Genomic DNA, 26,942 nt, shown 5'->3' with positions numbered 1-26,942 from the left:
CATGAGTGAATTAGGTCTGACCTAAAGCTAGCTTACCTTAGAATATTTGGCATAAAAAAACCGGCCTAACGACCGGTTTTTTGTGTAACCACAACGTCTGCAACATGTGCTTTATTGTTGCAATAACGAGATGTCAGCAGTATGTAAAAATGCCTGATGAAGTTGGTTCAATAATGCCTGACGGTTTTGTCGGACAGCAGTATCGTCAGCGTTGACCATGACTTCATCAAAGAATGCATTGATGACCTCATTTAACGTTGCGAGTTCCGTCAGTGCTTGCTGATAGTTACTGTCGGCAAACAGAGGCTTCAACTTTAACTGTGCCTCGGTAAACGCATTGTACAATGCAATTTCGGCAGGCTCAGTGAGCAAGCTCGTATCAATTGAAGTTAGCAACTGACCTTCAATTTTCGCCAAAATGTTACCAACACGTTTGTTCGCAGCGGCAAGATCAGACGACTGCGAGAGTGTTCGGAAGTGGCTTACGGCTTTTATACGGGCATCAAAATCTGAAGGTTCAGTAGGGCGCTTTGCCAATACTGCTTGGATCACATCAACGCTGACTGACTGATCTTCATACCAAGTACGGAAGCGACCTAGTGTAAAATCGACTACGTCATCAACAACGTTAGCATTGGTAAGTTGGTGAGGGCCAAAGTTTGATTGGGCTTGATGAGCGAGGTCAGCGATATCTAGCGGCAATGACTTCTCTACTAAAATACGCAAAGAGCCAATCGCTGCGCGCCGGAGAGCAAATGGGTCTTTGTCACCTTTTGGTGCCTGGCCAATACCAAAAATACCCACAAGTGTGTCAATCTTTTCGGCGATCGCCAGAGCGCATCCCACTTCAGTTGAAGGTAATTGGTCACCTGAGTAGCGGGGCATGTACTGTTCGTTGAGTGCAATGGCCACCGCTTCGGTTTCGCCGTCGTTGCGCGCGTAGTGCATTCCCATTACTCCTTGTACATCCGGGAATTCCATCACCATCTCGGTCATTAAGTCGGTTTTGCTTAACAAGCCTGCGCGTAACGCGTCGGTTTCATTTCCACCTAACTGAGCCGCAATGTACCCTGCGAGTTTTGCTACGCGTTCGGCTTTGTCTTTTAGTGTTCCAAGTTGTTTTTGAAACAGCACAGTACCCAGGCTTTCAACACGTGACTCTAAAGTTTTCTTGCTATCAGTTTCTAAAAAGAAACGTGCATCCGCAAGGCGAGGGCGAATCACTTTCTCGTTGCCGGAAACAACTTGGCTTGGATCTTTACTTTCAATATTCGATACAAAGATGAAGCGAGACATGAGTTCGCCGCTTCTATCGAGCACCGGAAAGTATTTTTGATTGTCTTTCATCGTGTAGATGAGAGCTTCTTTCGGGACGACTAAAAAGTCGTTTTCAAAACTACCCACCAAGGTGACAGGCCATTCAACCAGTGCAGTCACTTCGTCTAGCAAATCCGCATCAATGTCTGCAACACCGCCTTCTTGTGCGGCAACTGCTTTTACTTGTTGCTTGATGATGTTGCGACGACGCTCAAAGCTCGCAATGACGCGTCCTTGAGTTTCTAACAGGGTCTCGTATTCATCAGCATGCGCAATTGAAATAAGTCCTTCGCTGTGGAAACGATGTCCTTGGACTTGAAGGCCCGATCGTTTGCCCAATACTTCAGCGTCTATCAGTGTGTCGCCATAGAGTAGTGTGAAGGTGTGAACAGGGCGAATGAACTCAGTGTCGTACGCACCCCAGCGCATTGCTTTTGGGATAGGTATTTGCTTGACCGCTTTCTGAACAAGGTCTGGCAGAAGCGATGCTACATCCTTACCTTTAATCTCAGCGCGATGAAGTAACCACTCACCTTTGTCAGTTTTTAGGCGTGAAGCTTGATCAACGGTAATGCCGTTTCCTCGAGCCCAACCTTGTGCTGCTTTGGTAGGATTGCCATCGGCATCAAACGCTGCGCTTACCGAAGGCCCACGCTTGTCTTCAACACGGTCAGGTTGCGCATGAGCCAGCGCTGAAACTTGAATGGCAAGACGGCGAGGGCTCGCAAGCCAATTAACATTTTCAAACACTAAACCGGCATCTTTCAGGCCAGCTTCAAATGCTGCAGCAAATGCTGAGGCGAGTTTAGGTAGTGCTTTAGGCGGTAGTTCTTCCGTGCCGAGTTCAACCAGCAAATTTTCTGTAGTCATAATCACTTCTCCGACTTGCTAGCGTGACTGCACATCGGAAAACCCAATGCTTCGCGTGTCGCGTAGTATGCTTCTGCGACGGCTTTTGCCAACGCCCGTACGCGTAGAATGTAGCGCTGTCGTTCTGTGACTGAAATGGCATGACGGGCATCGAGCATGTTGAATGCATGACTAGCTTTCATGACTTGCTCGTAAGCAGGCAGCGGTAATCCAGCTTCAATCAGTTTTTGGCTTTCTTTTTCGCAGTGGTCAAACTGCTTGAACAGCACATCGGTGTCAGCGATCTCAAAATTATATTTCGATTGTTCAACTTCATTTTGGTGGAATACGTCGCCATAGGTAACTTTGCCTAGAGGCCCGTCTGTCCATACCAAATCGTAAATCGAGTCAACGCCTTGCAAGTACATTGCAATTCGTTCGAGGCCGTACGTGATCTCACCGGTAACAGGCTTACATTCAATGCCGCCTACTTGTTGGAAGTAAGTGAACTGAGTCACTTCCATTCCGTTCAACCAAACTTCCCAGCCAAGACCCCAGGCACCCAACGTAGGCGATTCCCAGTTGTCTTCTACGAAGCGCACGTCATGAACCAAAGTATCTAAGCCAAGCGCTTTAAGCGAGCCCAAATACAACTCTTGTATGTTGTCGGGTGAAGGTTTAAGAACAACTTGGAACTGATAGTAATGTTGCAATCGGTTAGGGTTTTCACCATAACGGCCATCAGCAGGGCGACGGCAAGGTTGCACGTAAGCGCTGCTCATTGGCTCTGGACCAATTGAACGTAAAAATGTTTGAGGGTGGAAGGTGCCTGCGCCCACTTCCATGTCCAAAGGCTGAACGATGACGCAGCCTTGCTTAGCCCAATAATCTTGGAGTGCCAAGATTAGGCCTTGGAATGTTGAATAGTCGTATTCCTGCTTCATGCCTGGATCGTTATCCGAAAAATAAAAAGACGCTAAGTATACCGTTTGAAGTGCTCGGAATGTAGGTTAAGTTATAGTCGTTTGGTCGTTTTTTTTGATTTCGCCAAACTAATGGTCAAGTCTGTGTTGGAATATCGTGTCCGTTGCAGTTTCAGGACTCATTAAAACACTCTTAACGAAGGACTTCATATGTGTGAGCGCTGCCCGTGGCTGGACGTCAGCAAACCCGATTATGTGGAATACCACGACACTGAATGGGGGGTTCCAGTATACGACGACGCTACCATGTTCCAATTCTTGGTGTTGGAGTCTGCTCAAGCGGGATTGAGTTGGTATACCATTTTGAAAAAGCGCCAAGGTTATCGGCATGCATTTTTGGATTTCGACGTGCGTCAAGTTGCATCGATGAACCAGAAAGATGTGGAACGATTGATGCTCGATGCTTCCATCGTTCGAAATCGATTAAAGATTGAAGCCAGCATAAATAACGCGAAATGCTTCCTTCAAATTCAACAAGAGTTTGGTAGTTTTTGCAGTTACATATGGGCTTACGTGGATCATCAGCCCATAGTGAATAGCATCGATTCAATTGATGATTACGTAGCAAATTCGCCACTCAGTGATGCCCTTGCCAAAGATCTGAAAAAACGGGGATTCAAATTTCTAGGTTCTACGACGGTCTACTCTCACCTACAAGCGACTGGTCTAGTTAATGATCACGCCAATAGCTGTTTCAGAAAGAAGGAAGTTCAAAAATTGGTGCGGTAGAGCTGAATTTGAGGCATTGATTGTTGTGCTTAAGCCTATTAGAACGCCTGATAAGGTATGTTGTGAGATGCATGTTTCACGTGAAACATACTTACATGCCTTTCTTTATCCAATATCGAAAGGGGGCAGTGTTAACTTCTGCATGCACTAATTTGTGTTCCATAAACTCACAAAAACTTGGGATATCTCGGGTGGTAGAGTGATCGTCTGCTGTAACGAGCAATATCTCTTTTGCCTGCATTTCACGAACGGTCTTACGAACCATCATGACAGGTTCAGGGCAACGCAAGCCGATTGTATCGAGTGTACGGTGAACAATAATGTTTTGAGAAGACTGACTCACAGACCGGTTCCTAGTGAATGAACAAAGCATATGCGTGTAGGTGCCCCATCATAACAAAGACAGCCAACACTCCCTATCATTACAATGCTGAAGATATAAAAAAGCCGCTCCATGAGCGGCAATAGGTGTTGGGAAATACTCTTCGGTATTTATCTAATCGCGGGTTGGAATGCCAAATGTGTAGGGCACTTGGGCAGCACGAAATTAGTCGAGACGTTCAAATACTGTGGCAATGCCTTGGCCTAGACCAATACACATGGTGGCTAAGCCATACTTGGCATCGTTCGCTTCCATTAAGTTCAGCAAGGTTGTTGAGATACGAGTACCGGAACAACCAAGTGGATGACCTAATGCTATGGCTCCGCCGTTAAGGTTAATTTTGGTGTCTACTACGTCGGTCAAACCAAGATCTTTAACGCAGGGTAAACTCTGTGCCGCGAATGCTTCGTTTAGCTCAATCACGTCCATGTCATTTACCGTGAGACCCGCACGCTCAAGTGCTTTATGAGTGGCCGGTACTGGGCCGTATCCCATGATGGACGGATCGCAGCCTGCAATAGCCATGGCTCGGATTTTAGCGCGAGGTTTCAGACCTAGTTCTTTGGCTTTGTCGGCAGACATCACCAGCATGGCCGAAGCACCATCGGATAATGCTGATGATGTGCCCGCAGTCACTGTACCATTAGCCGGATCAAACACTGGGCGTAAACCCGATAAAGCTTCCACAGTTGTTTCCGGACGAATCACTTCGTCTTCATCAAATAACTTTAATTTACCGTCAGCGTCGTGTCCTTCGGTCGGGTGAATCTCAGCTTTAAATCGGCCTTCAACCGTCGCGGCATGTGCACGAGCATGAGAGCGTGCGGCAAATTCATCTTGCTGTTCGCGAGTAATGCCATGCATTTTACCGAGCATTTCGGCAGTTAAGCCCATCATTCCGGCTGCTTTGGCCACACTTTTGGCCATGCCAGGATGAAAATCTACACCGTGATTCATAGGAACGTGACCCATGTGCTCCACGCCCCCGACGATAAAAACATCACCCATGTCAGTCATAATGGAACGCGCCGCATCATGTAGCGCTTGCATTGATGAGCCACATAGACGGTTGACGGTGACAGCGCCAGCTGACTTAGGAACACCCGCTAATAGCGCTGCATTGCGCGCAATGTTAAAGCCTTGCTCTAGTGTTTGTTGAACACAGCCCCAAATGACATCTTCAATTTGTTCAGGTTCGAGGCCAGGGTTACGGTCGATCAAACCTTTCATTAAATGTGCCGATAATGTTTCAGCACGAACGTTCCGGAATATACCGCCTTTTGAACGTCCCATTGGGGTACGAATACAATCGATGATAACAACGTCTTTCATGTTCTTTCTCCGTTCTTACTTAGCGGCGGTCAAATAGGTTTGGCCGTTGTCAGCCATCGAGCGCATGGTGGGGGTCACTTGATACAGAGCTCCTAAAGAAGCAAATCGGTCTGCCAATTCAACAAACTGAGGTAAGCCTATGGTTTCGAGGTAACGGAATACACCACCGCGGAAAGGAGGGAAACCAAGGCCATAGACCAATGCAATGTCTGCTTCAGCGGGCGACGCAATAATACTTTCTTCTAAACAGCGCACGGTTTCCAAGATCATTGGGATCATTACGCGGGCGATAATATCTTCATCGATAATTTCCAAGGTACGTTCGGTTGCGAGCAATGCTTTACCGTCTGGACAAGGCACTTTCTTGGGCTTTCCACGTTTATCTGTGGTGTACTGATAAAAACCGTGACCGTTCTTTTGGCCGAAACGTTTGTTCTCAAACATAAGGTCAATGGCATCGCTGCCTTCTTTAGCCATTCGCTCTGGGAACCCTTCGGCCATTACTGCCTGTGCATGATGTGCAGTATCAAGTCCCACAACGTCGAGCAAGTACGCTGGGCCCATTGGCCATCCAAATTGCTTTTCCATGATGCGGTCGATGCGTTCAAAGTCGACGCCATCGGCAAGTAATTTGGTGAATCCACCAAAGTAGGGGAACAACACACGGTTCACGAAAAAACCAGGGCAATCATTGACAACGACCGGTGATTTACCCATCTTAGCGGCCCACGCTACGATAGTTGCAATGGTTTCATCAGAGGTGTTCTCACCGCGAATGATTTCAACCAACGGCATACGATGTACGGGGTTGAAGAAGTGCATACCACAGAAGCGTGATGGATCTTTTAGGCTTTTGGCAAGTTGGTTAATGGAAATAGTCGACGTGTTTGATGTGATGATGGTGTTGTCGCCTACGGCTTCTTCTACCTCAGCAAGCACCTTTCCTTTAACTGCTGGGTGTTCCACCACGGCTTCAACGACCGCGTCCACATGGGCCAGCGCACTATATTCTAATGACGGCACGATACTGTTGAGTATCTTCGCCATGTCGCAACCTTTGATACGCCCACGATCGAGCTGCTTATTGAGAAGTTTACTGGCTTCGGAAAGACCTAATTCAAGCGCGTCTTGATTGATGTCTTTCATGACCATAGACGTGCCACGGCTCGCGCCTTGATAAGCGATGCCGCCGCCCATGATGCCCGCACCCAATACCGCGCCAGCGTTAACTGTTTTGGCGGACTTGCCGGCTTTCTTCGCTAATGACTTGATGTATTGGTCATTCAAGAATATACCAACGAGCGCTTGCGCCACGTCAGACTTAGCGAGCTTAATAAAGCCTTGTTGTTCATTTTCTAGCGCTTGCTGACGACCGAATGTTGACGAGGCTTCAACTGTTGTCACTGCCATCATTGGAGCAGGGTAGTGTTTACCCGCTTTCATTGCCACCATGCCTTTGGCGGTGGTAAAACTCATGGCTGCTTCGAGTTTACTTAAGGTTAAAGGTGCGACTTTATGAGCGCGGCGACATTGCCAGTCTAAGCGTCCTTCTGCCGCATCGGTGAGCATTTCGAGTGCGATCTTACGTGCATTACCTTTAGCCACAACCGCATCGACTGCTCCGACTGCAAGGGCTGCTTTTGCTTTGTAGTTTTTGCCTGTAGTGATCCACTCAAGCGCGTTGTCTGCACCAATCAATCGGGGCAAGCGAACCGTACCGCCAAATCCGGGCATGATGCCGAGTTTGGTTTCAGGCAAACCAACCGTGGCCGTTTCATCGGCTACTCGGAAGTCGGTTGATAATATAGTTTCCATACCGCCGCCTAAGGCAAAACCACGGATAGCGCTGGCGGTCGGTAAAGGCAGATCTTCTAACTTGTTGAATATTTTGTTGGCAAGGGTTAGCCAGTTTGCAAGTTCACCATCGGGAAGGGCAAACAAGCCTAAAAACTCTGTGATGTCAGCTCCGACAATAAAGCTATCTTTGGCCGAACTGACCAATACGCCTTTAATATCTGAGCTACTGTTGGTGATGGCCTCGAGGCCTTCATCGAGCATTTGAAGGGTAGCGCGGTCTAACTTGTTAACCGAGCCTTCGGCATCAAAACAGAGTTCAGCTATACCGTTGTCGAGCAAGCTCACTTTGATGTTATTAGATTCAAAAATCATGACGCGTCTCCGAGCATTCGCGATAAAAATAGGGTGCATATTCGGATTTATTGTTATCTGGTCAAACCAGTTGTGCGCTTGAGTGTTGTTCATTCAGAGAAAAATATCAACAGGAATTTAAAACAAGTGTTTAATTCTATGATGCGGCTAACATCCCTATCCGTATTCGCCTGTGGTATCTTTATACGGTCATTAATGCTTTCGAAGAGAATGAAGTTATGTCGAGCCTAGCGACTTGTTACCCGAAGCACATTGAAACTCTGCAACAACGCACACAAAAAGCTCTTGAGCGGAGCGGCCTTGACGCCTTAATCATCCATTCAGGCCAAACTAAGCGCCAATTTTTAGACGACATGGATTACCCATTTAAGGTCAATCCTCATTTCAAAGCATGGCTACCTGTGGTTGATAACCCCAATTGTTGGTTGGTGGTAGATGGCGTGAAAAAACCAAAACTTATTTTCTATCGCCCTGAAGACTTTTGGCACAAGGTACCCGATGCCCCCGATCAATTTTGGGTTGATTCCTTTGAACTCGTGTTGCTCAGCAAAGCCGACCAAGTGTTTCGCCATTTGCCCCGAGATATGGACAACATGGCGTATATCGGCGAACACGTAGAAGTAGCTGAGGCTTTGAGCATTGGTCAATTCAACCCTGATGAAGTACTCACCTATTTACATTATCACCGCGCTTATAAAACTGACTATGAGCTGATGTGTATGCGCGAAGCGAACCGCATTGCAGTGGCGGGTCACACAGCGGCACGCGATGCGTTTTTAGACTGTAAGTCTGAGTTGGATATTCATGCCGCGTATTTGAATGCAACGGGCCATACTGATGCGCAACTGCCCTACGGCAATATCATAGGTTTGAACGAAAATGGCGCCATTCTGCATTACATGCAGCAAGAGCGCACCGCACCAACTGAGTCGTTGTCATTCTTGATTGATGCTGGCGCCAGCTTTAATGGTTATGCGGCGGATATTACTCGAACCCATTGCTTTAAAGGCGAAGGCACATTTGCTGAGCTACTTGCCGCGATGACGGAGCTTGAAAAAGGTCTGGTCGAGCAAGTTAAAGTGGGGATGGATTACGTTGAACTCCACCTCAATTGCCATCTGCGCATTGCCGCCTTGCTGAATGCCTTCGGTATTGTAGATATGAGCCCAGAGCACATGTTGGAGACAGGCGTAAGCGCCACATTCTTTCCGCATGGTTTGGGGCATTTGATTGGTCTGCAAGTTCATGATGTGGGCGGCTTTTTAGACAACGACCGTGGCAAGCATGTGTCGGCTCCTGAAGCGCATCCGTTTTTACGTTTAACGCGTAAATTAGAAGACCGTCAAGTGATCACGATTGAACCGGGGCTTTACTTCATCGATTCCTTGTTGGCTAAATTGAAAGCTGGGAATTACTCTGATCACGTTGATTGGTCGATGGTGAATGCGTTGCGTCCATATGGCGGAATTCGTGTGGAAGACAACATCATCGTCACTCCCGGTGGGCCAGAAAATATTACGCGCAACTTGGGTTTACGCTAGTTAATGGCACAAACCGACTATTGGCGTCCTGAACAAGCGGCTGAAGCTGAAATAGAAATTAAGAACAGCCGCTTTATTGCTTATCTCGAACCTGTATCCTCACTTCAAGAAGCCGACCAAGCTAAAGCACGCATCAAGGCTTTGCATCCCCATGCAAGGCATCACTGCTGGGCACAAATCGTAGACACCCCGTTTGATGTTCACGCCAGCGGTTCAAGTGATGATGGAGAACCCAGTGGCACTGCAGGGCGGCCTATGCTTGCCGTACTTACCGGTAAACCAGCGGGCTTTTTAATGGTGATGGTGGTGCGTTATTTTGGTGGCGTGAAGTTGGGTACAGGCGGCTTGGTTCGTGCTTATGCTGGCGCAGTGCGAGCGGTGTTTGAGCACACGCAATGGCAACAATGTTTACCATTGGTACAGCTTAAAATTACATTGTCTTACCCACTGCATCAGCAGGTTTTGCACCTTGTGGCTAGATTCGACGGAGCGGTGACCGGCAGTGAATTTACCGACCAAGTGACGTTAGTGTTGACCGTGCCATTGACTGCTGAACAGGATTTTACACAACAATTGTTAGATTTAGGTGCGGGTACTATTCACATCCATAGCAACAAAGCGTGACTATTCCTTGCGCCTAGCGCTATTTAACTTCAAACTTACAAGATATTCATTTCCATTGGTTTCTCGACTTCGAATAGTTCATGGAATTCCGTTCTCTAGCCCGAATTTTAGGCATCTTGGTGACAATTTTCAGTGTCACTATGATTCCGCCAGCGTTGGTGTCCCTCCATTTTAAGGATGGTGGCGGCCTTGCGTTTACCTTGGCTTTTTTCATTTGTTTAGTGATTGGCCTGTTTTCATGGTTGCCCAACCGAAATGCAAGCCGTGATTTGAAAGCCCGAGAAGGCTTTTTGATTGTGGTTTTGTTTTGGACCGTATTGGGAACCGTTGGGGCGGTGCCATTTTTAATCAGTGAATCATTGAACATTTCCACAGCAGATGCCTTTTTTGAGTCATTTTCAGGCTTAACCACTACTGGGGCCACTGTGCTGTCGGGGTTGGATGATCTGCCCAAAGCAATTTTGTTTTATCGGCAGCAACTGCAGTGGTTTGGCGGCATGGGAATCATTGTGTTGGCGGTGGCTATCTTGCCATTGCTGGGTGTTGGGGGCATGCAGCTGTATCGCGCAGAAACTCCGGGGCCTGTGAAAGATTCGAAAATGACTCCAAGAATTGCAGATACCGCGCAATACCTTTGGTATATCTATTTGTCACTTACGGTTGCTTGTGCGTTGGCCTACTACTTTGCAGGCATGAATTGGTTTGATGCCATTTGTCATAGCTTTTCAACCATCGCTATTGGCGGATTTTCCACTCATGACGCCAGCTTAGGGTATTTTGACAGTGCCGCTGTGAATATAGTTTGTGTGGTGTTTTTGCTTATTTCAGGCGTAAATTTCGCATTGCATCACGCATATGTGGTGACCCGCTCACTTAAGATGTACATGCGTGATCCAGAGCTTAGAACCTTCATTGGTATTCAGGTGTGCTTGGTGCTGCTGTGTTTTATGGTGTTGTTAGGTGACAGTGTTTACGATTCTGTAGGAAAAACATTGGATCAGGCGTTGCTTCAAGCCGTATCCATGAGTACCACCGCAGGGTTTGTCACAACTGACTTTACGGCATGGCCGTTGTTTTTGCCGATTCTTCTGATGTTTGCGTCATTCATTGGTGGTTGTGCAGGCTCAACGGGCGGCGGTATTAAAGTGATTCGTGTGTTATTGATGAATTTACAAGGCATCCGAGAGTTGAAGCGTTTGGTGCACCCCAAGGCTATTTACTCCATTCGCTTGGGCCGAAAACCCGTCCCTGAACGCGTGATGGACGCGGTCTGGGGGTTCTTTGCAGCCTATGCCTTAGTATTCGTCATCATCATGTTAGGATTGGTAGGTACGGGCATGGAAGAGGTCAGCGCATTCTCTGCTACGGCTGCTACGTTGAATAACTTGGGCCCAGGCTTAGGCGAAGTGGCGGTGCATTACGGCGATGTGCCAACAGCCTCGAAATGGCTGTTAATTGTGGCCATGCTATTTGGCCGGCTCGAAGTCTTTACGCTGTTAGTATTACTCACGCCGGCATTTTGGCGAAATTAAACCATTAAAGGAAGAGATGCATGTCTGAGCGCGATGTATTGCTTGTTTACACGAGCCGTGAAGGTCAAACCGCTAAAATAATGGCCTGTATACAAGATGTATTGGAAGCTGATGGCGCACAGGTCACTACGCGACGTCTATCTGACGCTGAAGAGTCGGTGCCCGATATAGCATCGTTCTCAAAAGTAGTGTTGGCTGGCTCTATTCATTACGGAAAGCATGAAAAGCATCTCGCAGCGTTTATTAAAGCTCATAAGGCACAACTTGAAGACACGACAACCGTGTTTTTCAGTGTCAATCTAACAGCTAGAAAGCCCAACAAAAATACCGTAGATACCAACCCTTACATTAAGAGGTTTTTAGCTGAAGTGGACTGGCAACCCAGTGTTGCTCATGTGTTTGCCGGCGCATTGCTTTACAGCAAATATAAGTGGTCTGACAAAATGATCATTCGATTTATTATGTGGATGACCAAAGGCAATACCGATACGAGTCGAGATATTGACTATACCGACTGGGCGGATGTGAGACACTTCGCTGAGCGAGTATCGAAACTCCACTAAATCCAACAGCGTTTACTTTTTCCAAAACTTAGGCAAGAACAAGATCACCAAGGTGGTGATCTCCAATCGTCCTGCCAACATTCCAATACCTAACGCCCATTTGGCGGCATCGGGTAACGATGAGAAATTGCCAGCAGGGCCAATCGTATCTCCTAATCCAGGCCCAACATTGCAGACCGCAGTGACTGCCCCGGTTAAAGCCGTGACAAAGTCCAATCCAAGTGCTGCCAAAAACAAGGTCAGCAGTGCCATAGTGAGCATAAACAGGAATGCTAATGTGAGCACAGAAGCCACAATGTCATCTGAGATGGGCCGCTTGTTGTATCGTGCTGTGAAGGTGCCGTAGGGGTGCACCTGACTCCGGAGGTGGCGCAACATGATCTCCCACGCTACCTGAAAACGAAAAATTTTAATGCCACCTGCGGTGGATCCCGAACATCCGCCGGCAAAAGTGAGAAGAAAAAATAGCCCAGCTGCGAGCGCGCCCCAAGCCGAATAATCGGTGAGTGCAAAGCCTGTGGTTGTGACAATGGAAATAACGTTGAACAGGCTCAATCGTGCAGCGTCAATCAAGGATTGTTGGTGAGTCATGTATAGGTATGCAGTCAGTACCGCAGAAGCTAGCAACACCAACTTTAGATACCCCATGAGCTGCTGATCTTGCCAAGGATTGAGTGACTTCCGGCGAGCAGATTGGATAAACAACAGCAGTGGAATGCCGCCGGCAAACATAAACACAATCGCGACCCAGTGCGCAGCGACGGGAAAGCCAGCCATCGAGGCATCAGAGGTTGAATAGCCCCCGGTTGAGAGTGTAGTGAGCGCATGATTGATAGCGTCGAACCAAGACATTCCTGAAAGCTTGTAACACACCATGCATAACGCAGTGAGGATTGAGTATGCGGTAAACAGCAGCGCAGTGTAATGCTTCAAGCGAGGGACTTGCTTGTCGCTCCAGTCTGAGGATTCCGTTTGAAAAAGCTTCATGCCGCCTACGTTTAGGTAAGGCAAAATGCCTACGCCCATCACAATAAAACCAATACCACCGAGCCACTGCAAAATGGAGCGCCAGATGAGAATACTCGGTGCATGGTTTGGCAAATCTGACAGCACCGTCGAACCTGTGGTGGTGACGCCTGAGATGGTTTCAAAAAAAGCATCGGTAAAGCTGATATGTTCGATAAACACGAAAGGCAGTGCTGCCATAGACGAGAATATGAGCCATACCATTGATGTCAGCATGAACATATCGCGCGCGCGTAACATGCTATTGGGGCGAGAGGGTGCTAACTTGCCAAAGGTGATCATCGCACCACCTACGGCACCTGTAATCATCGCAGCTGTGAAGAAATCGAATACGGTGCCATCAAGCGTGATAAGCCCAACGGTCATCGGTACCAGTAGAAACAAAGCGAGCTTGGATAAAAACAAGCCCAACACCAATATCAATAATCGCAAATTGAGCATGGTGTGGGCTCCGTCTAGAAGAAGAAGAACGGACTGGGTTCGAATAGCCGTTCAACATCCGTAATATATTTTTTGTCCACTAAGAATAGAATGACATGGTCATCTTGCTCAATTCGCGTATCGTCGTGGGCAATGAGCACCTCTTCACCGCGAACAATGGCACCAATGGTAGTGCCGGGCGGCATTTTAATATCGGCAATGGCACGGCCCACCACTTTTGAGGTAGACGAATCACCATGGGCAATGGCTTCGATGGCCTCAGCAGCACCGCGTCGCAATGAGTATACGTTGACGATATCGCCGCGGCGAACATGAGTTAGTAGCGACGAAATCGTGGCTTGCTGTGGTGAGATTGCAATATCAATGTCGCCACCTTGGACCAAATCGACATAAGCACCGCGCTGAATGAGCACCATGACTTTGGCCGCGCCCATTCGTTTGGCGAGCATGGCTGACATAATGTTGGCTTCATCATCATCGGTAACCGCAATAAACAAGTCGGTTTGTTCGATTTGCTCTTCGCTAAGCAGCTCTTGGTCTGACGCATCGCCGCAAAATACCGTAGTTTTAGCCAGCTCTGATGCCACGTATTCAGCGCGCTCTGGATTTCGTTCGATTAACTTCACCGAAGGGTGGCTGCGCTCAAGTGCTTTGGCCAAGCCCATTCCAATATTGCCGCCGCCAGCAATCATAATTTTACGATAACTTGCTTCAAGGCGTTGCAGTTCGCTCATCACCGAGCGGATGTGTTGAGTATCAGCAATGAAGAAGACTTCGTCATCGGCCTCGATAATGGTTGTGCCTTGCGGCCGAATAGGGCGTCCTTGACGAAAGATTGCGGCCACTCGAGTATCAATATTGGGCATGTGTTGACGCAAGGTCGATAAGGCATGGCCCACTAATGAACCGCCATAATAGGCTTTCACCGCCACTAGGCTGGCTTTGCCGTCAGCAAAGTCCATGACTTGCAGTGCGCCGGGGTACTCCACTAAGCGTTTGATATAAGCCGTGACTAGTTGTTCTGGTGCAATGAGGTAATCAACCGGTACGTCTTGGTTTTGAAATAACTTTTCTTTGTACTTGAGATACTGTGTTGAGCGAATGCGGGCAATTTTAGTGGGAGTATGAAAAAGCGTGTAGGCCACCTGACAGGCCATCATATTGATTTCGTCGCTGTTGGTCACAGCAATCAACATGTCGGCATCTTCTGCGCCAGCTTTTTCCAGAATATCAGGGTGAGCACCATGGCCCTGAACGACTTGTAAATCGAATCGGTCTTGTAACTCACGCAAGCAAATGCTGTTGTGGTCTACAACGGTAATTTCATTTTTTTCACCGACAAGGTTCTCGGCCAATGTTCCGCCGACCTGCCCTGCACCAAGAATGATGATCTTCATGAGTGTTTTGTCGTTGCCTTAGGCTCGCTTTTGAAGGCGCGCGTAATAGAATCCATCCATGCCATCGGTGCCGGGTAAGATTTGCCAACCCGGTTGTTGTGGCGTCTCATACTCGTGAATTGGAACCAGCTCAGCATCGGTGCGAGCGGCTAGGAAATCCACAATTTGTGTTTGGTTTTCAGCCTTTAACACCGAACATGTAGCATACAATAGTACGCCATTTGGCTTAAGCATAGTCCACACGTTTTGAAGAATCTTCGACTGCAGCTGACTTAACTCTTGAATGTCGGATTTAGTCCGAAGCCATTTAATGTCGGGATGACGGCGGATGACGCCTGTTGCGGAACAGGGCGCATCCAGCAAAATGGCATCAAATAGCTCTCCATCCCACCAGTCTTGCGATGCGGCATCGGCGACTTTAATGTCCGCTTTAAGCTCTAGGCGCGTTAAGTTTTCGGTCACACGGGCTAAACGCTTAGGTTCAATATCGATTGCCAGCATGTTTAACGCATTATCGGCGCGCTCTTGCCAGTGGCAGGTTTTACCGCCGGGCGCAGCACACACATCGAGTGTTTTGAGGTTTTCTTGAACAGGCAGAAAGCTGGCTGCTTGCTGGGCAGCTAAATCTTGCACCGCAAACCAACCGTCATCAAAACCGGGAAGCTTACGAACATCGCAAGGCTCGGCAAGTAAAACAGCATCTTCGCCGACAATTGTAGGATTGGCGTCAATTTGCTCGGCTTCCAACGCATCTAAAAACTCGTCGCGGCTGATTTTACGGCGATTCACCCGAAGCCACATGGGCGCGCGCTCGGTGTTAGCTTCTAATATTAAACGCCAGTGATTTGGGTAATCGGCTTTGAGTGCTTCAATAAACCACTTGGGGTGAGCGTATTGGAGCGTGTCGGATGGCCATTGTTGATCGGTTGACGTGTTGACCTCGGCAGCTAAATCGCGTTGCACACTGCGCAGTACGCCGTTGGTGACGCCGGCCAACCCTTTTGCTCCGAGTTGACGGCATGCTTCTACAGTTTCTGACACCGCTGCATGGCCGGGAATGCGAGTGTGGATCAGTTGATACATCCCCACTAACAGCAAGTGATGAATGACTCGATTTTTGCCTTTGAATGGTTTGCTGAGTTTATCTTGGGCGCGTATGTCTAATTGAGGTAACCAACGCAACACGCCATAGCTAAGCTCTGCAATGAGCCCCTTATCTTTTGGGTTGGTACACGCTTGTTGAGCACTGACCAATGAATCACTTAACGAGCGTCCGTGTTCGAGCACTTCGTAAACAGCTTGGGCAGCACATGCACGGCTATTCATGATTGTGACTCAGGTAAAGCGAAGCAGAGGCCGGGAGCAAACCAGTCGGCCCGTGAATTTAAAACATCGGCCACAGCGAGTGGTTTTTTACCCGGTAATTGAATTTTGATAAGGCGTAAAGCGCCATTTTGGGTCGCTACATCAATCCCTTCTTTGGAAGCTGCCAAAATTGTTCCAGGCGCTGTCGAATGCTGCTTTGCAACAGGGTGAGCAGCATGCACCTTGATGAGATGCTCGCCCATCTTTGTTTGGGAGCCAGGCCACGGCGTAAATGCACGAATGTTTCGATCGATTTGCTCGGCGCTGAGTTGCCAGTTGATATTAGCCTCGGCTTTAGTCAGCTTCGACGCGTAGGTCGCCTGCGCATCATCCTGAGCGATAGCCTGCAGCGTTCCTGCTGCTAAGCCGTTGAGCGCTTCAAGTAGTGCTTGAGGGCCAAGCTGAGCCAGTTTATCGTAAAGTGATGCGCTGGTGTCGGTGGCTTCAATGGCGCATGCTGATGTGTGCAGCATGTCGCCCGTGTCGAGCCCAATGTCCATTTGCATGATGGTGACTCCTGTTTCGGCATCGCCCATTTGCAGAGAGCGTTGAATCGGGGCCGCGCCACGCCATTTCGGAAGTAACGAGCCATGCACGTTAATACAACCCATACGCGGCGTTTCTAAAATAGCCACAGGTAGCAGTAAGCCGTACGCAACCACAACCATGATATCGGCATTGAATTGCGCAAGCTGCTGTTGAGCTTCGTCGGACTTCACCGATGCAGGCTGACAGACTTCAATGTTGTGTTGCTCGGCCAATTGCTTCACAGCGCTTGCTTGAAGCTGCTTACCACGACCGGCGGGCCGGTCGGGTTGGGTATATACGGCTGCGATATGATGCTCGCTGTTAATCAACGCTTGTAGGTGACGAGCGGCGAAGTCCGGAGTACCGGCAAACACGATTCGAAGTGACAATGTGGTGTTCCTTTAGTTGGCGACGTGGCGCGCTTGAGCTTTGGCTTCTTTTTCGAGTTTTTTACGAATGCGATCGCGCTTCAAGGGAGAAAGGTAATCTACAAATAATTTGCCCATAAGGTGGTCTAGTTCGTGTTGAACACAAATAGCGAGCAACCCGTCGGCTTCCATTTGATACTCGTTGCCATCGCGATCGAGCGCTTTAAATGTAATTTCTTCAGCGCGCTCAACCGCCGCATAGGTGCCGGGAACCGACAAACAACCTTCGTCGTTCATCATGCTGCCTCGGCGGTCGATAATTTCAGGGTTAATGAGTACCAGCGGCTCTGATTTGTCATCACTGACATCGATCACTACAAGACGCTGATGAAAGTCGACTTGAGTTGCAGCGAGTCCTACGCCATTTTCTTCGTGCATGGTTTCGAACATGTCGTCAATTTGAGCGCGAATGGCGTCATCAACTTGAACAACAGGTTTTGCTACAGTGCGTAAGCGCTCATCTGGAAATCGTAAAACGTTTAGTAATGCCATATCATTGCCGTAAGAATTTTGTGAGCCAGTCTGGCTGCACTTTTAATTTGGATGTAATAACTTGCTAGTTTAAATGGTAGCCTGTTGTCGCCACAAGGTTTTGTCATACAAGGATGCATACATGTCTCGAAAGTTGAGCCTCGCGTTGGGCGCGATACTGTCGTTTTTTATCGCAACAACTGCGGCAACAGAACTCAAAGTTCGTGCTGATTATCCCGAAGTCTACATCGTAAAGAAAGGCGATACGCTGTGGGATATCTCGGAATTGTTTCTTTCGACGCCTTGGTTGTGGCCTCAACTATGGCAAGCCAACCCTCAAGTGGACAATCCTCACCTGATCTATCCAGGCGACCGTCTCTACCTCACGTTCGTGAATGGGCAGCCTCGTTTGAGTAAAAAGAAAGTCATTAAAATGTCACCGCAAGTCAGAGCAGAACCTCATTTGTCGGCCATTCCCGCAATTCCACTCAGTGTGATAGAACCCTTTCTAAAGCGTGAACAAGTGGTTAGTCAGGCCCAGTACAACGCAATGCCATACGTATTGGGTACCAATGATGGCAACACTCGCGCCTACCAAGGCCAGTTAATGTACGGCAAGGGTGAAATAGAAAATGCGGGGCGTTACGGTATCTATCATGCAGAGCAAGAGCTAAGACGATTTGGCGAACCTGAGGTGCTTGGGTTACGTATGTCGTTAATTGCAGTGGCTGATGCCAGTCAACACGATGACTTAATTGCATTGACCATTATTAAAGGCAATCAAGAAATACGCCAAGGGGACCGCATCATGCCGCTGCTCCCGGCTGAAAACCTGTCGGTGAGTTACATGCCGCAGGCTCCTGTTACACCGATTGCGGGCCATGTCATTGCGACGCATGACAACCTTGAATACTTTGCTGCACACGATGTTGTGGTGATTGACCGTGGCCGAGAAGACGGTGTTAAACCGGGTCATACAATGGCGGTGTATCAGCTCGGTAAAGGCGTTGTAGATGACGAAAATGCTCCTGTTTATGTCGAGGATACCAGTCACTATGAGAAACTCGAGGGCATGGTGATCAATGTTGGTAAGCTTGAGTTGCCATCGGTGCCTAGAGGCCATGTGATGGTGTTTAGAACCTTTGATAAGGTCAGCTATGCTTTAGTGATGAGAGCACAGCAACAGCTTCAAGTGTTTGATGAAGTAAGAACCGCTCAGTAGTCAAAGAGCAAAGGGCCAACAATGGACTGTTGGTTTAAAATGATTGTGATGCGTGTTGTCTTCAGCGCGCTCCGTACCACCAAGGATTGTTCATGGATGAACGACATAAGTGGCTGACCCTTCAGGCTGTTCCTGGTCTGGGGCCGATGTCTATTGCCAAGCTTTGGCGCCAAAATTTATTGCAGCACTTTCTGACACCCAATGTTGAAGAATTGACTCGACTAGGAGTCAATCAGAAACAACAAAGTGCGCTGCTTAATCCAGACCTTCAATATTTGGAGCAAGTTGACCAATGGCTGTGTCGCTCGCAAGGCCGAGTGATTACCTTGGTTGATAGTGAATACCCGGAGTTATTAAAACAGATTGCCGATCCGCCCCCGCTCATTTTTTGTGTAGGCCAAGAGGAGCTTTTGAGCGCGCCACAGCTTGCTATTGTGGGCAGTCGCCACGCGAGCCCAAGTGGTCGAGCCAACGCACGGCAGATTGCCAAACAAGTCACGAAGTCCGGTTATCAGGTGACATCGGGATTGGCATTGGGGATTGATGCTTGTGCTCATCAGGGCGCACTTGACGTGGGGGCTACTATCGCAGTGCTTGGCGCGGGATTAGACAACATTTATCCAAAGCGCCATCAAGCATTGGCGCAACAAATTATCGACAATCACGGCTTGCTGATCAGCGAAGTGCCACCGTGGACTGCGCCCGTGGGGTATTTATTCCCACGCCGAAATCGTATTATTAGTGGCTTGTCTGAAGGGGTCTTGGTGGTGGAAGCGAGCATGCGTTCAGGGTCTTTAATTACGGCTAAGTTGGCGCTTGAACAAGGCCGGGAGGTCTATGCTATGCCCGGTGCAGTAGGTAATCCGCAAAGCCAAGGTTGCCATCAATTAATCAAGGATGGAGCAGGGCTGGTGGAAGGAATTGACGATATATTTTGGCCAGGGGATTTAAATCCTGAGAAGTCACCCTCATATTCAACATCAGATACCAGCAAACTAGCATTGCCAAATAGTGTTTTGTTGGATAACGTTAAAGATAACGCAACGTCTGTAGACGAACTGGTCCAAGAAACGGGTCTTGCTGTTGAGGTTGTGTTGTCAGAACTGCTGGAATTAGAAATGCAAGGGAGTGTTGCGTCTGTTCCGGGTGGATATATCCGTTTAAGGGGGAGCTGACATGTTTGATATTCTGATGTACTTGTTTGAGAATTTCATCCACAGCGAAGTGGAAATCTTGGTCGACCATGATGAGTTAACCGAAGAGCTCACCCGCGCAGGGTTTCATAAAGAAGAAATTCTAAAAGCTTTAGCGTGGCTGGAGCGACTTGCCGACTTACAAGACAGTGATAAAAAACCGTATTTGTACAAGCAAGTACAACCATCTGTTCGGATTTATACAGCGGACGAAACCGCTCGTCTCGACAGCCATTGCCGAGGTTTCTTGATGTTCTTAGAACAAGCTCAAGTGCTCGACAATACGACGCGAGAAATGGTGATTGACCGAGTGATGGAATTGGACGTGCCAGAAATGACCCTAGAAGATTTAAAATGGGTTGTGTTGATGGTGTTGTTTAATGTACCAGGAAAAGAAGGCGCATACTCTCAAATGGAAGATCTGTTGTTCGATATCAACGAGGGTTACCTTCAGTAACTCTTTCAATACCGTTTGTTATGGTACATTAGTCTAATGAGCGGTATTGATTCTAAATTATTCACCCAACACGAGCATGCCTTGGAGCAAGACCATGGCGAGTGCCCTCAGTGTGCGCATCAATTGGTGCTCAAGCACAGCAAGCGTGGCCCGTTTGTGGGGTGTAGTCATTATCCAGAATGCGATTACACACAGCCGCTGCACGCATCAGATACCGCCATTAAACAAGTGCTTGAAGGCACTGAATGTCCTGAGTGCTCGCTTCCCTTAGCATTGAAGCAGGGGCGTTACGGATTGTTTGTTGGTTGTACAGGCTTTCCTGAATGCCATCACACCGAGCAATTAGACGAAACTCCAGATACGGAATGCATTTGTCCTGTATGCCATGAAGGGCATTTGATCGAGCGAAAGTCTCGATTCGGAAAAACATTCTACGCTTGTAATAGCTATCCAAAATGTCAATTCGCGGTTAACCACAAGCCTAAAGAAGGCACTTGTGAAGAGTGTGGTTTTGACTTACTCATGGAGCGAAAAATGGCCGCAGGTCAGAAATTACAGTGTGCAGACAAAAAGTGCGGAAAGTTTCAAAGCCCTTAATTTAAGAGCTTTGAAGGTAAGTGGGTATTTACTGGGGTAGCTTTGCGATTGCTGTCGATAGCCCTGGGAATTCTGCTTCAGGCAACATCGTTAATAGAGCATTAAGTTGAGCAAGCATCTGAGTTTGGTCTTTTCCTGCTACATTAATGTGCCCCATTTTGCGGCCTGCTCGCTGCTCTTTGCCGTACCAATGCTGATGGCTACCGGCAATTTCCATTGCTTTTTGATGAACGGAATCAATTCCCAAAACATTGACCATTGCGGTGGGCCTTACCAGCTCAGTGCTGCCTAAGGGTAAATTACAAACAGCACGCAAGTGGTTTTCGAATTGGCAACAATCCGCACCTTGCTGAGTCCAATGTCCTGAATTGTGTACACGCGGCGCAATTTCATTGACCAATAGCTGGCCATCAACATCAAAAAATTCAATCGCTAATACACCTACATAGTCCAATTCATTCGCGATTTTTTCAAATGCGCTGACGGCTTGTTGCTGTAAATTTTCCCCTGTTGCAGGAGCCACTGATAAGCTTAAAACACCGGCTTCATGGTGGTTTTGGGTGAGTGGGTAGACGGCAATATTTCCGTCTTTATTACGGACACCAATCACCGAAACTTCTCGATTGAACGGAATCCATTGCTCAGCAACAATCGACTGATTGTCGCTACTATGCGCCAAAAATTCTTCTATTTCGGCCCAAACAGCGTCGATCTCAGTTTCAGACTTTAAACGCCACTGGCCTTTACCATCGTAACCATCCAGTGCACTTTTAAGTACTAATGGCAACCCGATTGACTGAGTCGCGGCCGTTAAATCGGCTTTTGTGGCCAAAAACTGATAACGTGCGTTGGGTACATTGACGCCGTCGAGCAATTGCTTTTCAAGGCGGCGATCGCCGCCTACGCGTATGGCTCTGTCGCCGGGTAAGAATTTACCACTGGCTTGGCACTGGTCGAGGATGTCATGTGGAATATGCTCAAATTCAGCAGTAATCACATCGTTGGCATTGATGCCCGCAGCAAGATCTTGCTGATAATCTTGCCCCGTTACCGGATGAACCACGCTATGCGTGCGAACGTCATATGCAACGACAGATATTCCTAAAGGTGCGCCTGCGAGCGCCATCATCTGAGCGAGTTGTCCCGCTCCAAGTACCATTACCTTCATGATTAATCCTCTGACGGATCAGGTTGGCTTAAGATAGTGTCCGTTTGGTTTTGGCGGAATTCACTCACCTTAGCCATGACTTCCGAGTCAAAAGCTCCAATAATTTGTGCAGCTAATAATCCTGCGTTTGCAGCGCCAGCATCACCAATGGCTAATGTACCTACGGCAACACCTTTTGGCATTTGTACAATTGACAAGAGAGAGTCAATTCCCTTCAACATACGCGACTGAACGGGCACACCTAGAACCGGTAAATTCGTAAACGCGGCTGCCATACCAGGCAAATGCGCTGCGCCACCGGCACCACCGATAATCACTTTAAGGCCACGCTCTTGCGCAGAGCCTGCATAATCGGCTAGAAGTTGAGGGGTGCGATGCGCTGAAACAACTTTTGTTTCATAAGCAATGTTAAACCGGTCCAGCATTTCAGCCGCATGTTTCATGGTGGGCCAGTCTGATTTCGAGCCCATAATGATTCCGACTTGCATTGAATACTCCTGCTTCTTGCGTTGGTTAAGTGGTGCATGTTCAGCACTAAAGGCGGGATTATAGCGATTTACCCGCCTAAGGTGAAAGGCTGAGTTAAAACTAAGCGGTCGATCTTACTGGTACAGTATCAACAATTGACGCTTTGCGGTAAGCTCCTGACATATTTTACAGCTACTTTTACCGACAACAAATCATGCTAGACGCCGCCATATCCGCTTTTCATCAAGGGCACATCATTGCTTATCCTACGGAAGCTGTTTTTGGATTGGGCTGCGACCCCAGGAATGAAGCTGCGGTTCATGCGTTGCTAAAGGTGAAACAGCGTCCTATTGAAAAAGGTTTGATTTTAGTTGCTGCATCGATCCCCCAACTTCTTCCTTATATCGCTATTGACGAGTTGACAGAAGCTCAGCGCGAAACGGTTTTCGCAACTTGGCCCGGCCCGCATACTTGGATTGTGCCTAAAAATGCGTCCACACCGCACTGGCTATCAGGGCAGTTTGATACCATCGCCGTGAGGGTGAGTGCCCATCCGGTGGTACAGCGTTTGTGTTCGGAATTGAATCAAGCGGTGGTTTCAACGAGCGCGAACCTCACAGGTCTAGAGCCTTGCATTTCTGCCGACGAAGTCGCGCAACAGCTTGGTGAGCGTGTTGATGTTATTGTGAGCGGCGAATGTGGCCCATCTGAAAAGCCAACTCAAATCAGAGACGCACGAACATTGGCTGTGGTGAGAGCAAGTTAACCGCAGCACATTTTATATGAAGGAGCATGACCAGACATGAGCAATATTCAAGTCGAGGCGGTGAAAGCCTATTTGCTGCAGCTTCAAGATTCTATTTGTGACCAATTAACACAAATTGACGGCAAAGCGAGTTTTTTAGAAGATGCATGGCAGCGCGATGAAAAAACAGAATCGTTAGGGGGCGGTGGTCGAAGCCGAGTTTTGACCGATGGCGCGGTGTTCGAACAAGCTGGTGTTAATTTTTCACATGTGACCGGTGCGCAAATGCCAGCATCGGCCACTGCACATCGGCCGGAATTGGCAGGGCGACGTTTTGAAGCGCTGGGTGTGTCATTAGTTGTCCATCCCAAAAACCCGTACGTTCCCACGTCGCATGCTAATGTTCGATTCTTTATTGCTGAAAAAGAAGGGGCCGAACCCGTTTGGTGGTTTGGTGGCGGATTTGATCTTACGCCCTTCTACCCATTGGATGACGATTGTTTGCATTGGCATCAAACTGCGCATGACCTGTGCCAGCCTTTTGGTGATTCGGTGTATCCCAAATACAAAAAATGGTGCGACGAGTATTTTTATTTAAAGCACCGCCAAGAAACACGCGGTATAGGCGGTTTATTTTTTGATGATTTAAATGAACCAGGTTTTGAACGCAGCTTTGACTTTATGAAAGCGGTAGGCAACGGTTTTTCCGATGCCTATATGCCTATTGTAAAGCGCCGCAAAGACACCGAATTTAATGACACTCAACGTCAATTCCAGTTGTATCGTCGAGGGCGATATGTGGAATTCAATTTGGTCTTCGACCGAGGTACTCTATTTGGCCTGCAAACCGGTGGCCGTACCGAATCTATATTGATGTCGATGCCGCCGCTGGTGCGTTGGCAGTATAACTACCAACCGAATGCAGACTCTGCCGAAGCACGGCTCAGTGACTATTTAGTGCCACGCGAGTGGATCCAAGCTTAGTCAGTATTACGCATGTGATCGGCTAATTGGTAAAACGAGTGCCGCAATTGCATTTTGGTCAGCGGGCAGGTGACGACTTGGTCTAATGCTCGCACCATACATAACATCCATTGGTCGCGCATTTGCTCGTCAATCTTAAATGATAAGTGCCGAGCTCGAAGGCGAGGGTGGCCATACTTTTGTTCGAACAAAGGTGGCCCACCAAGCCAGCCGCTTAAAAACTCAAAAAAGCGCTGACGAATACTGTCCATTGGTTGTGGATGAATGGCCAGTAACTCCTTGGCTTCATTGCGTTGTTCCATTTGGTCATAGAAAGCATTCGCCAAGGCTCGCACCCCATCTTCTCCGCCAATACTTTTGTAGAGTGACGAAGGCTCTGGTTCCGCCTCTTTTATCGGTTCAGGCTGGGATTTACTTTTAAACCATTTCATCACCATAAAACTCCTAATGCTTGATGGATGCTCAAACTAACAAATCGTCATGTGAAGTAAAACCTGCATTTATTAGTTGTCGCCGCGACACAATAAAGGGAGACTTGTGTTTCGTGAAGCACGGCACTACTGTGTTGCGATCTAGCGATCGAATCGTTTGAACAACAAAACCTTATGGTATCAAGCCAATTTTAGGACGTGGTTATGGATCAGTACGCCGTATTTGGGCACCCGATTAAACAAAGTAAATCGCCATTCATTCATCGTTTGTTTGCTGAACAAACGCAGCAACAGCTTGAGTATGGCGCGATTGAACCGGCTGAAGATGGCTTTGTAGAGGCCGCGACTGCGTTTTTCAATAATGGTGGTAAAGGCTGCAACATCACTATGCCCTTTAAACTCGACGCCTATCACTTTGCGACCCAGCTAACAGAGCGCGCGCGAATGGCTGGTGCCGTCAATACTTTAAAGGTACTGGATGACGGTGGAATCCTTGGTGATAACACGGATGGTGCAGGACTTGTTGCAGACTTGCTGTTGAACCATGTTGCCCTTGAAGGTAAGCGCGTGCTTATGATTGGGGCAGGTGGTGCGGCCCGTGGCACTTTATTACCCCTATTAGAGCAAAACGTGGTGATGCTTCAAATCGTTAATCGTACAACCTCTAAAGCACAAGACTTGGTCGACTTATTCCCTAATCATCAAAATATTGAAGCGACAACGTTTGATGCATTGGAGGCTGCTGAACCCTTTGATGTCATCATTAATAGCACGTCGGCCAGTATGAGCGGTGAACTGCCACCGATCCCAACGAGTATTATCAATCAATACAGCAGTGTCTATGACATGGTTTATCGCCAAGAGCCGACAGTGTTCATCAACTGGGCTAAGCAACAGGGTGCAGCAAAAGGTATTGATGGATTGGGGATGTTAGTGGCTCAAGCGGCCGAATCGTTTGCCGTTTGGCGCGGCATTCGTCCGAGCATGCGCCAAGTATTGCGTGAATTGAATAAAAACCTAGGCCGTATTTAGCCGTTTATACTCATGCGTTTTATTAACGAGCGCATGAGTATTGCTACGACCCGTAGAGCCTCATTATTGAGTTTCACTTATATAGTCATCTTTCCAACGTACGTAGTTGTCCGCCGAGATCTTAAGAAAAGCTAATTCAGCATCTGTTAATGGACGCTTCTTATGTGCGGGGCTCCCTACATACAAGTGGCCGCTTTCTAAAATTTTTCCAGGAGACACTAAACTACCAGCGCCTAACATCACATCATCCGGAATGACGGCTCCGTCGAGCACAATGGCTCCCATGCCCACCAATACACGATCTCCAATTGTACAACCATGCAATACAGCCTTATGTCCTACGGTCACGTCATCACCAATGATGAGCGGAAAGCCTTTTGAATTTGATTCATTTTTATGAGTCACATGAAGTGCACAGCCGTCTTGTATATTCGTGCGTTGGCCAATACGAATGGCATTTACATCACCGCGAGCGGCAACGAGTGGCCAAATACTACTTTCATCACCAATGTGAATGTCACCCATCAACACGCAACTGGGGTCGATATAACAGTTGTCACCGATGGTTGGAAATATTCCTTTATAAGAGCGCAGTGCAATCGAAGGTTTATAGGTCGTATCTTGCATAAAAGAGGCCTTTGCCAGTTGTGAGCATTGTTTAAACGTTTTTATAACAAAAAAACGTCAACACGCCGCATTTTTAAACGGTTTTCATTATAAGCGAAATTAATTTTATTTTAATTAAAAAAGCCCTTGACCGTGTCAGAAGATTCCCTATAATGCGCCCCCACAGCAACGGGCAAGGCGGCAACGCTAGAAGTTAAGGCTTCAGCCCGAAGCAGTGAAGAAAATCGGTTAGCAAAAAAGATTCATTGAATCGCTTGACACTAACCACCGGAAGCGTATTATACGCCTCCCGCAACGGCAACGCCGAAGCGACGCTCTTTAACAATTTAGCAAGACAATCT

26 protein-coding genes are annotated in these 26,942 nt (G+C 47.9%); 12 read left to right on the top strand and 14 right to left on the bottom strand.

Annotated features, from left to right (window positions below; all coding sequences use genetic code 11):
* Positions 1-111: 111 nt before the first annotated feature.
* Together glyS and glyQ are read right to left on the bottom strand one after the other, a co-directional pair.
* A complete protein-coding gene (gene glyS, locus NAF29_RS00130; RefSeq protein WP_251259396.1) occupies positions 112-2,187 on the bottom strand; it encodes a glycine--tRNA ligase subunit beta in 2,076 nt (691 codons plus the stop codon).
* A gap of 2 nt (positions 2,188-2,189) precedes the next feature.
* A complete protein-coding gene (glyQ, locus tag NAF29_RS00125) occupies positions 2,190-3,110 on the bottom strand; it encodes a glycine--tRNA ligase subunit alpha (RefSeq protein WP_251259395.1) in 921 nt (306 codons plus the stop codon).
* 189 nt (positions 3,111-3,299) lie between these two features.
* Between glyQ and NAF29_RS00120 the strand changes: the two genes are divergently transcribed.
* Positions 3,300-3,878, top strand: a complete 579-nt coding sequence (locus tag NAF29_RS00120; RefSeq protein ID WP_251259394.1) for a DNA-3-methyladenine glycosylase I — start codon at positions 3,300-3,302, stop codon at positions 3,876-3,878.
* A gap of 91 nt (positions 3,879-3,969) precedes the next feature.
* On the opposite strand, the gene tusA is transcribed toward NAF29_RS00120, so the two are convergent.
* The 3 genes from tusA to fadB form a co-directional block, all read right to left on the bottom strand.
* Entirely contained in the window at positions 3,970-4,200 is a 231-nt protein-coding gene (tusA, locus tag NAF29_RS00115) for a sulfurtransferase TusA (RefSeq protein ID WP_349665549.1), read from the bottom strand.
* A 225-nt stretch (positions 4,201-4,425) separates the two neighbouring features.
* On the bottom strand, positions 4,426-5,592 hold the full coding sequence (gene fadA, locus NAF29_RS00110) for an acetyl-CoA C-acyltransferase FadA (protein ID WP_251259392.1): 1,167 nt from the start codon (positions 5,590-5,592) through the stop codon (positions 4,426-4,428).
* Positions 5,593-5,607: 15 nt separating this feature from the next.
* On the bottom strand, positions 5,608-7,761 hold the full coding sequence (gene fadB / locus NAF29_RS00105; RefSeq protein ID WP_251259391.1) for a fatty acid oxidation complex subunit alpha FadB: 2,154 nt from the start codon (positions 7,759-7,761) through the stop codon (positions 5,608-5,610).
* A gap of 218 nt (positions 7,762-7,979) precedes the next feature.
* Here fadB and pepQ point away from each other — a divergent pair, with 218 nt between their 5' ends.
* The 4 genes from pepQ to hemG all read left to right on the top strand — a co-directional run bounded on the left by pepQ (position 7,980) and on the right by hemG (position 12,021).
* The gene (gene pepQ / locus NAF29_RS00100) at positions 7,980-9,302 is read left to right on the top strand and encodes a Xaa-Pro dipeptidase (RefSeq protein ID WP_251259390.1); all 1,323 of its coding nucleotides are present in this window, start codon (positions 7,980-7,982) and stop codon (positions 9,300-9,302) included.
* A 3-nt stretch (positions 9,303-9,305) separates the two neighbouring features.
* Positions 9,306-9,926 carry a YigZ family protein gene (locus NAF29_RS00095; protein ID WP_251259389.1) on the top strand — a complete coding sequence of 207 codons (621 nt, stop codon included), beginning with the start codon at positions 9,306-9,308 and terminating at the stop codon, positions 9,924-9,926.
* An 80-nt stretch (positions 9,927-10,006) separates the two neighbouring features.
* Positions 10,007-11,458 carry a TrkH family potassium uptake protein gene (locus NAF29_RS00090; RefSeq protein ID WP_251259388.1) on the top strand — a complete coding sequence of 484 codons (1,452 nt, stop codon included), beginning with the start codon at positions 10,007-10,009 and terminating at the stop codon, positions 11,456-11,458.
* A 20-nt stretch (positions 11,459-11,478) separates the two neighbouring features.
* Entirely contained in the window at positions 11,479-12,021 is a 543-nt protein-coding gene (gene hemG, locus NAF29_RS00085; protein WP_251259387.1) for a menaquinone-dependent protoporphyrinogen IX dehydrogenase, read from the top strand.
* A gap of 12 nt (positions 12,022-12,033) precedes the next feature.
* On the opposite strand, the gene NAF29_RS00080 is transcribed toward hemG, so the two are convergent.
* The 5 genes from NAF29_RS00080 to def are packed head-to-tail and all read right to left on the bottom strand — an operon-like array spanning position 12,034 to position 17,698.
* On the bottom strand, positions 12,034-13,488 hold the full coding sequence (locus NAF29_RS00080; RefSeq protein WP_251259386.1) for a TrkH family potassium uptake protein: 1,455 nt from the start codon (positions 13,486-13,488) through the stop codon (positions 12,034-12,036).
* Positions 13,489-13,502: 14 nt separating this feature from the next.
* Positions 13,503-14,885, bottom strand: coding sequence for a Trk system potassium transporter TrkA (trkA, locus tag NAF29_RS00075; protein ID WP_251259385.1), 1,383 nt, complete (start codon positions 14,883-14,885; stop codon positions 13,503-13,505).
* Positions 14,886-14,903: 18 nt separating this feature from the next.
* On the bottom strand, positions 14,904-16,211 hold the full coding sequence (rsmB, locus tag NAF29_RS00070; RefSeq protein ID WP_251259384.1) for a 16S rRNA (cytosine(967)-C(5))-methyltransferase RsmB: 1,308 nt from the start codon (positions 16,209-16,211) through the stop codon (positions 14,904-14,906).
* Positions 16,208-17,167 (bottom strand): methionyl-tRNA formyltransferase, encoded by a 960-nt coding sequence (gene fmt / locus NAF29_RS00065; protein ID WP_251259383.1) that lies wholly within the window; start codon positions 17,165-17,167, stop codon positions 16,208-16,210. Before fmt ends, rsmB begins: the two co-directional genes overlap by 4 nt.
* Positions 17,168-17,179: 12 nt before the next feature.
* Positions 17,180-17,698, bottom strand: a complete 519-nt coding sequence (gene def, locus NAF29_RS00060) for a peptide deformylase (protein WP_251259382.1) — start codon at positions 17,696-17,698, stop codon at positions 17,180-17,182.
* A 121-nt stretch (positions 17,699-17,819) separates the two neighbouring features.
* On the opposite strand from def, the gene NAF29_RS00055 reads away from it, so the two are divergent.
* The 4 genes from NAF29_RS00055 to NAF29_RS00040 all read left to right on the top strand — a co-directional run bounded on the left by NAF29_RS00055 (position 17,820) and on the right by NAF29_RS00040 (position 21,146).
* Complete coding sequence (locus NAF29_RS00055; RefSeq protein WP_251259381.1) at positions 17,820-18,899, top strand: LysM peptidoglycan-binding domain-containing protein; 1,080 nt, start codon at positions 17,820-17,822, stop codon at positions 18,897-18,899.
* A 92-nt stretch (positions 18,900-18,991) separates the two neighbouring features.
* Positions 18,992-20,074 carry a DNA-processing protein DprA gene (gene dprA, locus NAF29_RS00050; RefSeq protein ID WP_251259380.1) on the top strand — a complete coding sequence of 361 codons (1,083 nt, stop codon included), beginning with the start codon at positions 18,992-18,994 and terminating at the stop codon, positions 20,072-20,074.
* Between the two features lies 1 nt (position 20,075).
* A complete protein-coding gene (locus NAF29_RS00045) occupies positions 20,076-20,549 on the top strand; it encodes a DUF494 family protein (RefSeq protein ID WP_251259379.1) in 474 nt (157 codons plus the stop codon).
* A gap of 36 nt (positions 20,550-20,585) precedes the next feature.
* Positions 20,586-21,146, top strand: coding sequence for a DNA topoisomerase family protein (locus NAF29_RS00040; RefSeq protein ID WP_251259378.1), 561 nt, complete (start codon positions 20,586-20,588; stop codon positions 21,144-21,146).
* A gap of 28 nt (positions 21,147-21,174) precedes the next feature.
* Here the strand turns inward: NAF29_RS00040 and NAF29_RS00035 are convergent, their stop codons facing one another.
* Together NAF29_RS00035 and purE are read right to left on the bottom strand one after the other, a co-directional pair.
* Positions 21,175-22,314: a 5-(carboxyamino)imidazole ribonucleotide synthase gene (locus NAF29_RS00035; protein ID WP_251259377.1), complete on the bottom strand. Its 1,140-nt coding sequence runs from the start codon at positions 22,312-22,314 to the stop codon at positions 21,175-21,177.
* Between the two features lie 2 nt (positions 22,315-22,316).
* Positions 22,317-22,802: a 5-(carboxyamino)imidazole ribonucleotide mutase gene (gene purE, locus NAF29_RS00030; protein ID WP_251259376.1), complete on the bottom strand. Its 486-nt coding sequence runs from the start codon at positions 22,800-22,802 to the stop codon at positions 22,317-22,319.
* Between the two features lie 194 nt (positions 22,803-22,996).
* Here purE and tsaC point away from each other — a divergent pair, with 194 nt between their 5' ends.
* Entirely contained in the window at positions 22,997-23,548 is a 552-nt protein-coding gene (gene tsaC, locus NAF29_RS00025; protein WP_251259375.1) for an L-threonylcarbamoyladenylate synthase type 1 TsaC, read from the top strand.
* Positions 23,549-23,584: 36 nt separating this feature from the next.
* Positions 23,585-24,511, top strand: a complete 927-nt coding sequence (gene hemF / locus NAF29_RS00020; RefSeq protein ID WP_251259374.1) for an oxygen-dependent coproporphyrinogen oxidase — start codon at positions 23,585-23,587, stop codon at positions 24,509-24,511.
* Here the strand turns inward: hemF and NAF29_RS00015 are convergent.
* Positions 24,508-24,942, bottom strand: coding sequence for a group II truncated hemoglobin (locus tag NAF29_RS00015; RefSeq protein ID WP_251259373.1), 435 nt, complete (start codon positions 24,940-24,942; stop codon positions 24,508-24,510). The two genes, hemF and NAF29_RS00015, sit on opposite strands and share 4 nt — an antisense overlap.
* A 204-nt stretch (positions 24,943-25,146) precedes the next feature.
* Here NAF29_RS00015 and aroE point away from each other — a divergent pair, with 204 nt between their 5' ends.
* The gene (gene aroE, locus NAF29_RS00010) at positions 25,147-25,974 is read left to right on the top strand and encodes a shikimate dehydrogenase (protein ID WP_251259372.1); all 828 of its coding nucleotides are present in this window, start codon (positions 25,147-25,149) and stop codon (positions 25,972-25,974) included.
* Positions 25,975-26,037: 63 nt separating this feature from the next.
* Here the strand turns inward: aroE and NAF29_RS00005 are convergent, their stop codons facing one another.
* On the bottom strand, positions 26,038-26,601 hold the full coding sequence (locus tag NAF29_RS00005) for a gamma carbonic anhydrase family protein (protein WP_251259371.1): 564 nt from the start codon (positions 26,599-26,601) through the stop codon (positions 26,038-26,040).
* Between the last annotated feature and the right edge of the window lie 341 nt (positions 26,602-26,942).

Origin of the sequence: Echinimonas agarilytica (assembly GCF_023703465.1) — a bacterium.
In the GTDB taxonomy this organism is placed as follows: domain Bacteria; phylum Pseudomonadota; class Gammaproteobacteria; order Enterobacterales; family Neiellaceae; genus Echinimonas; species Echinimonas agarilytica.
Note: the sequence above shows the minus strand (reverse complement) of the source record. Positions and strands in the feature narration are given on the sequence as shown.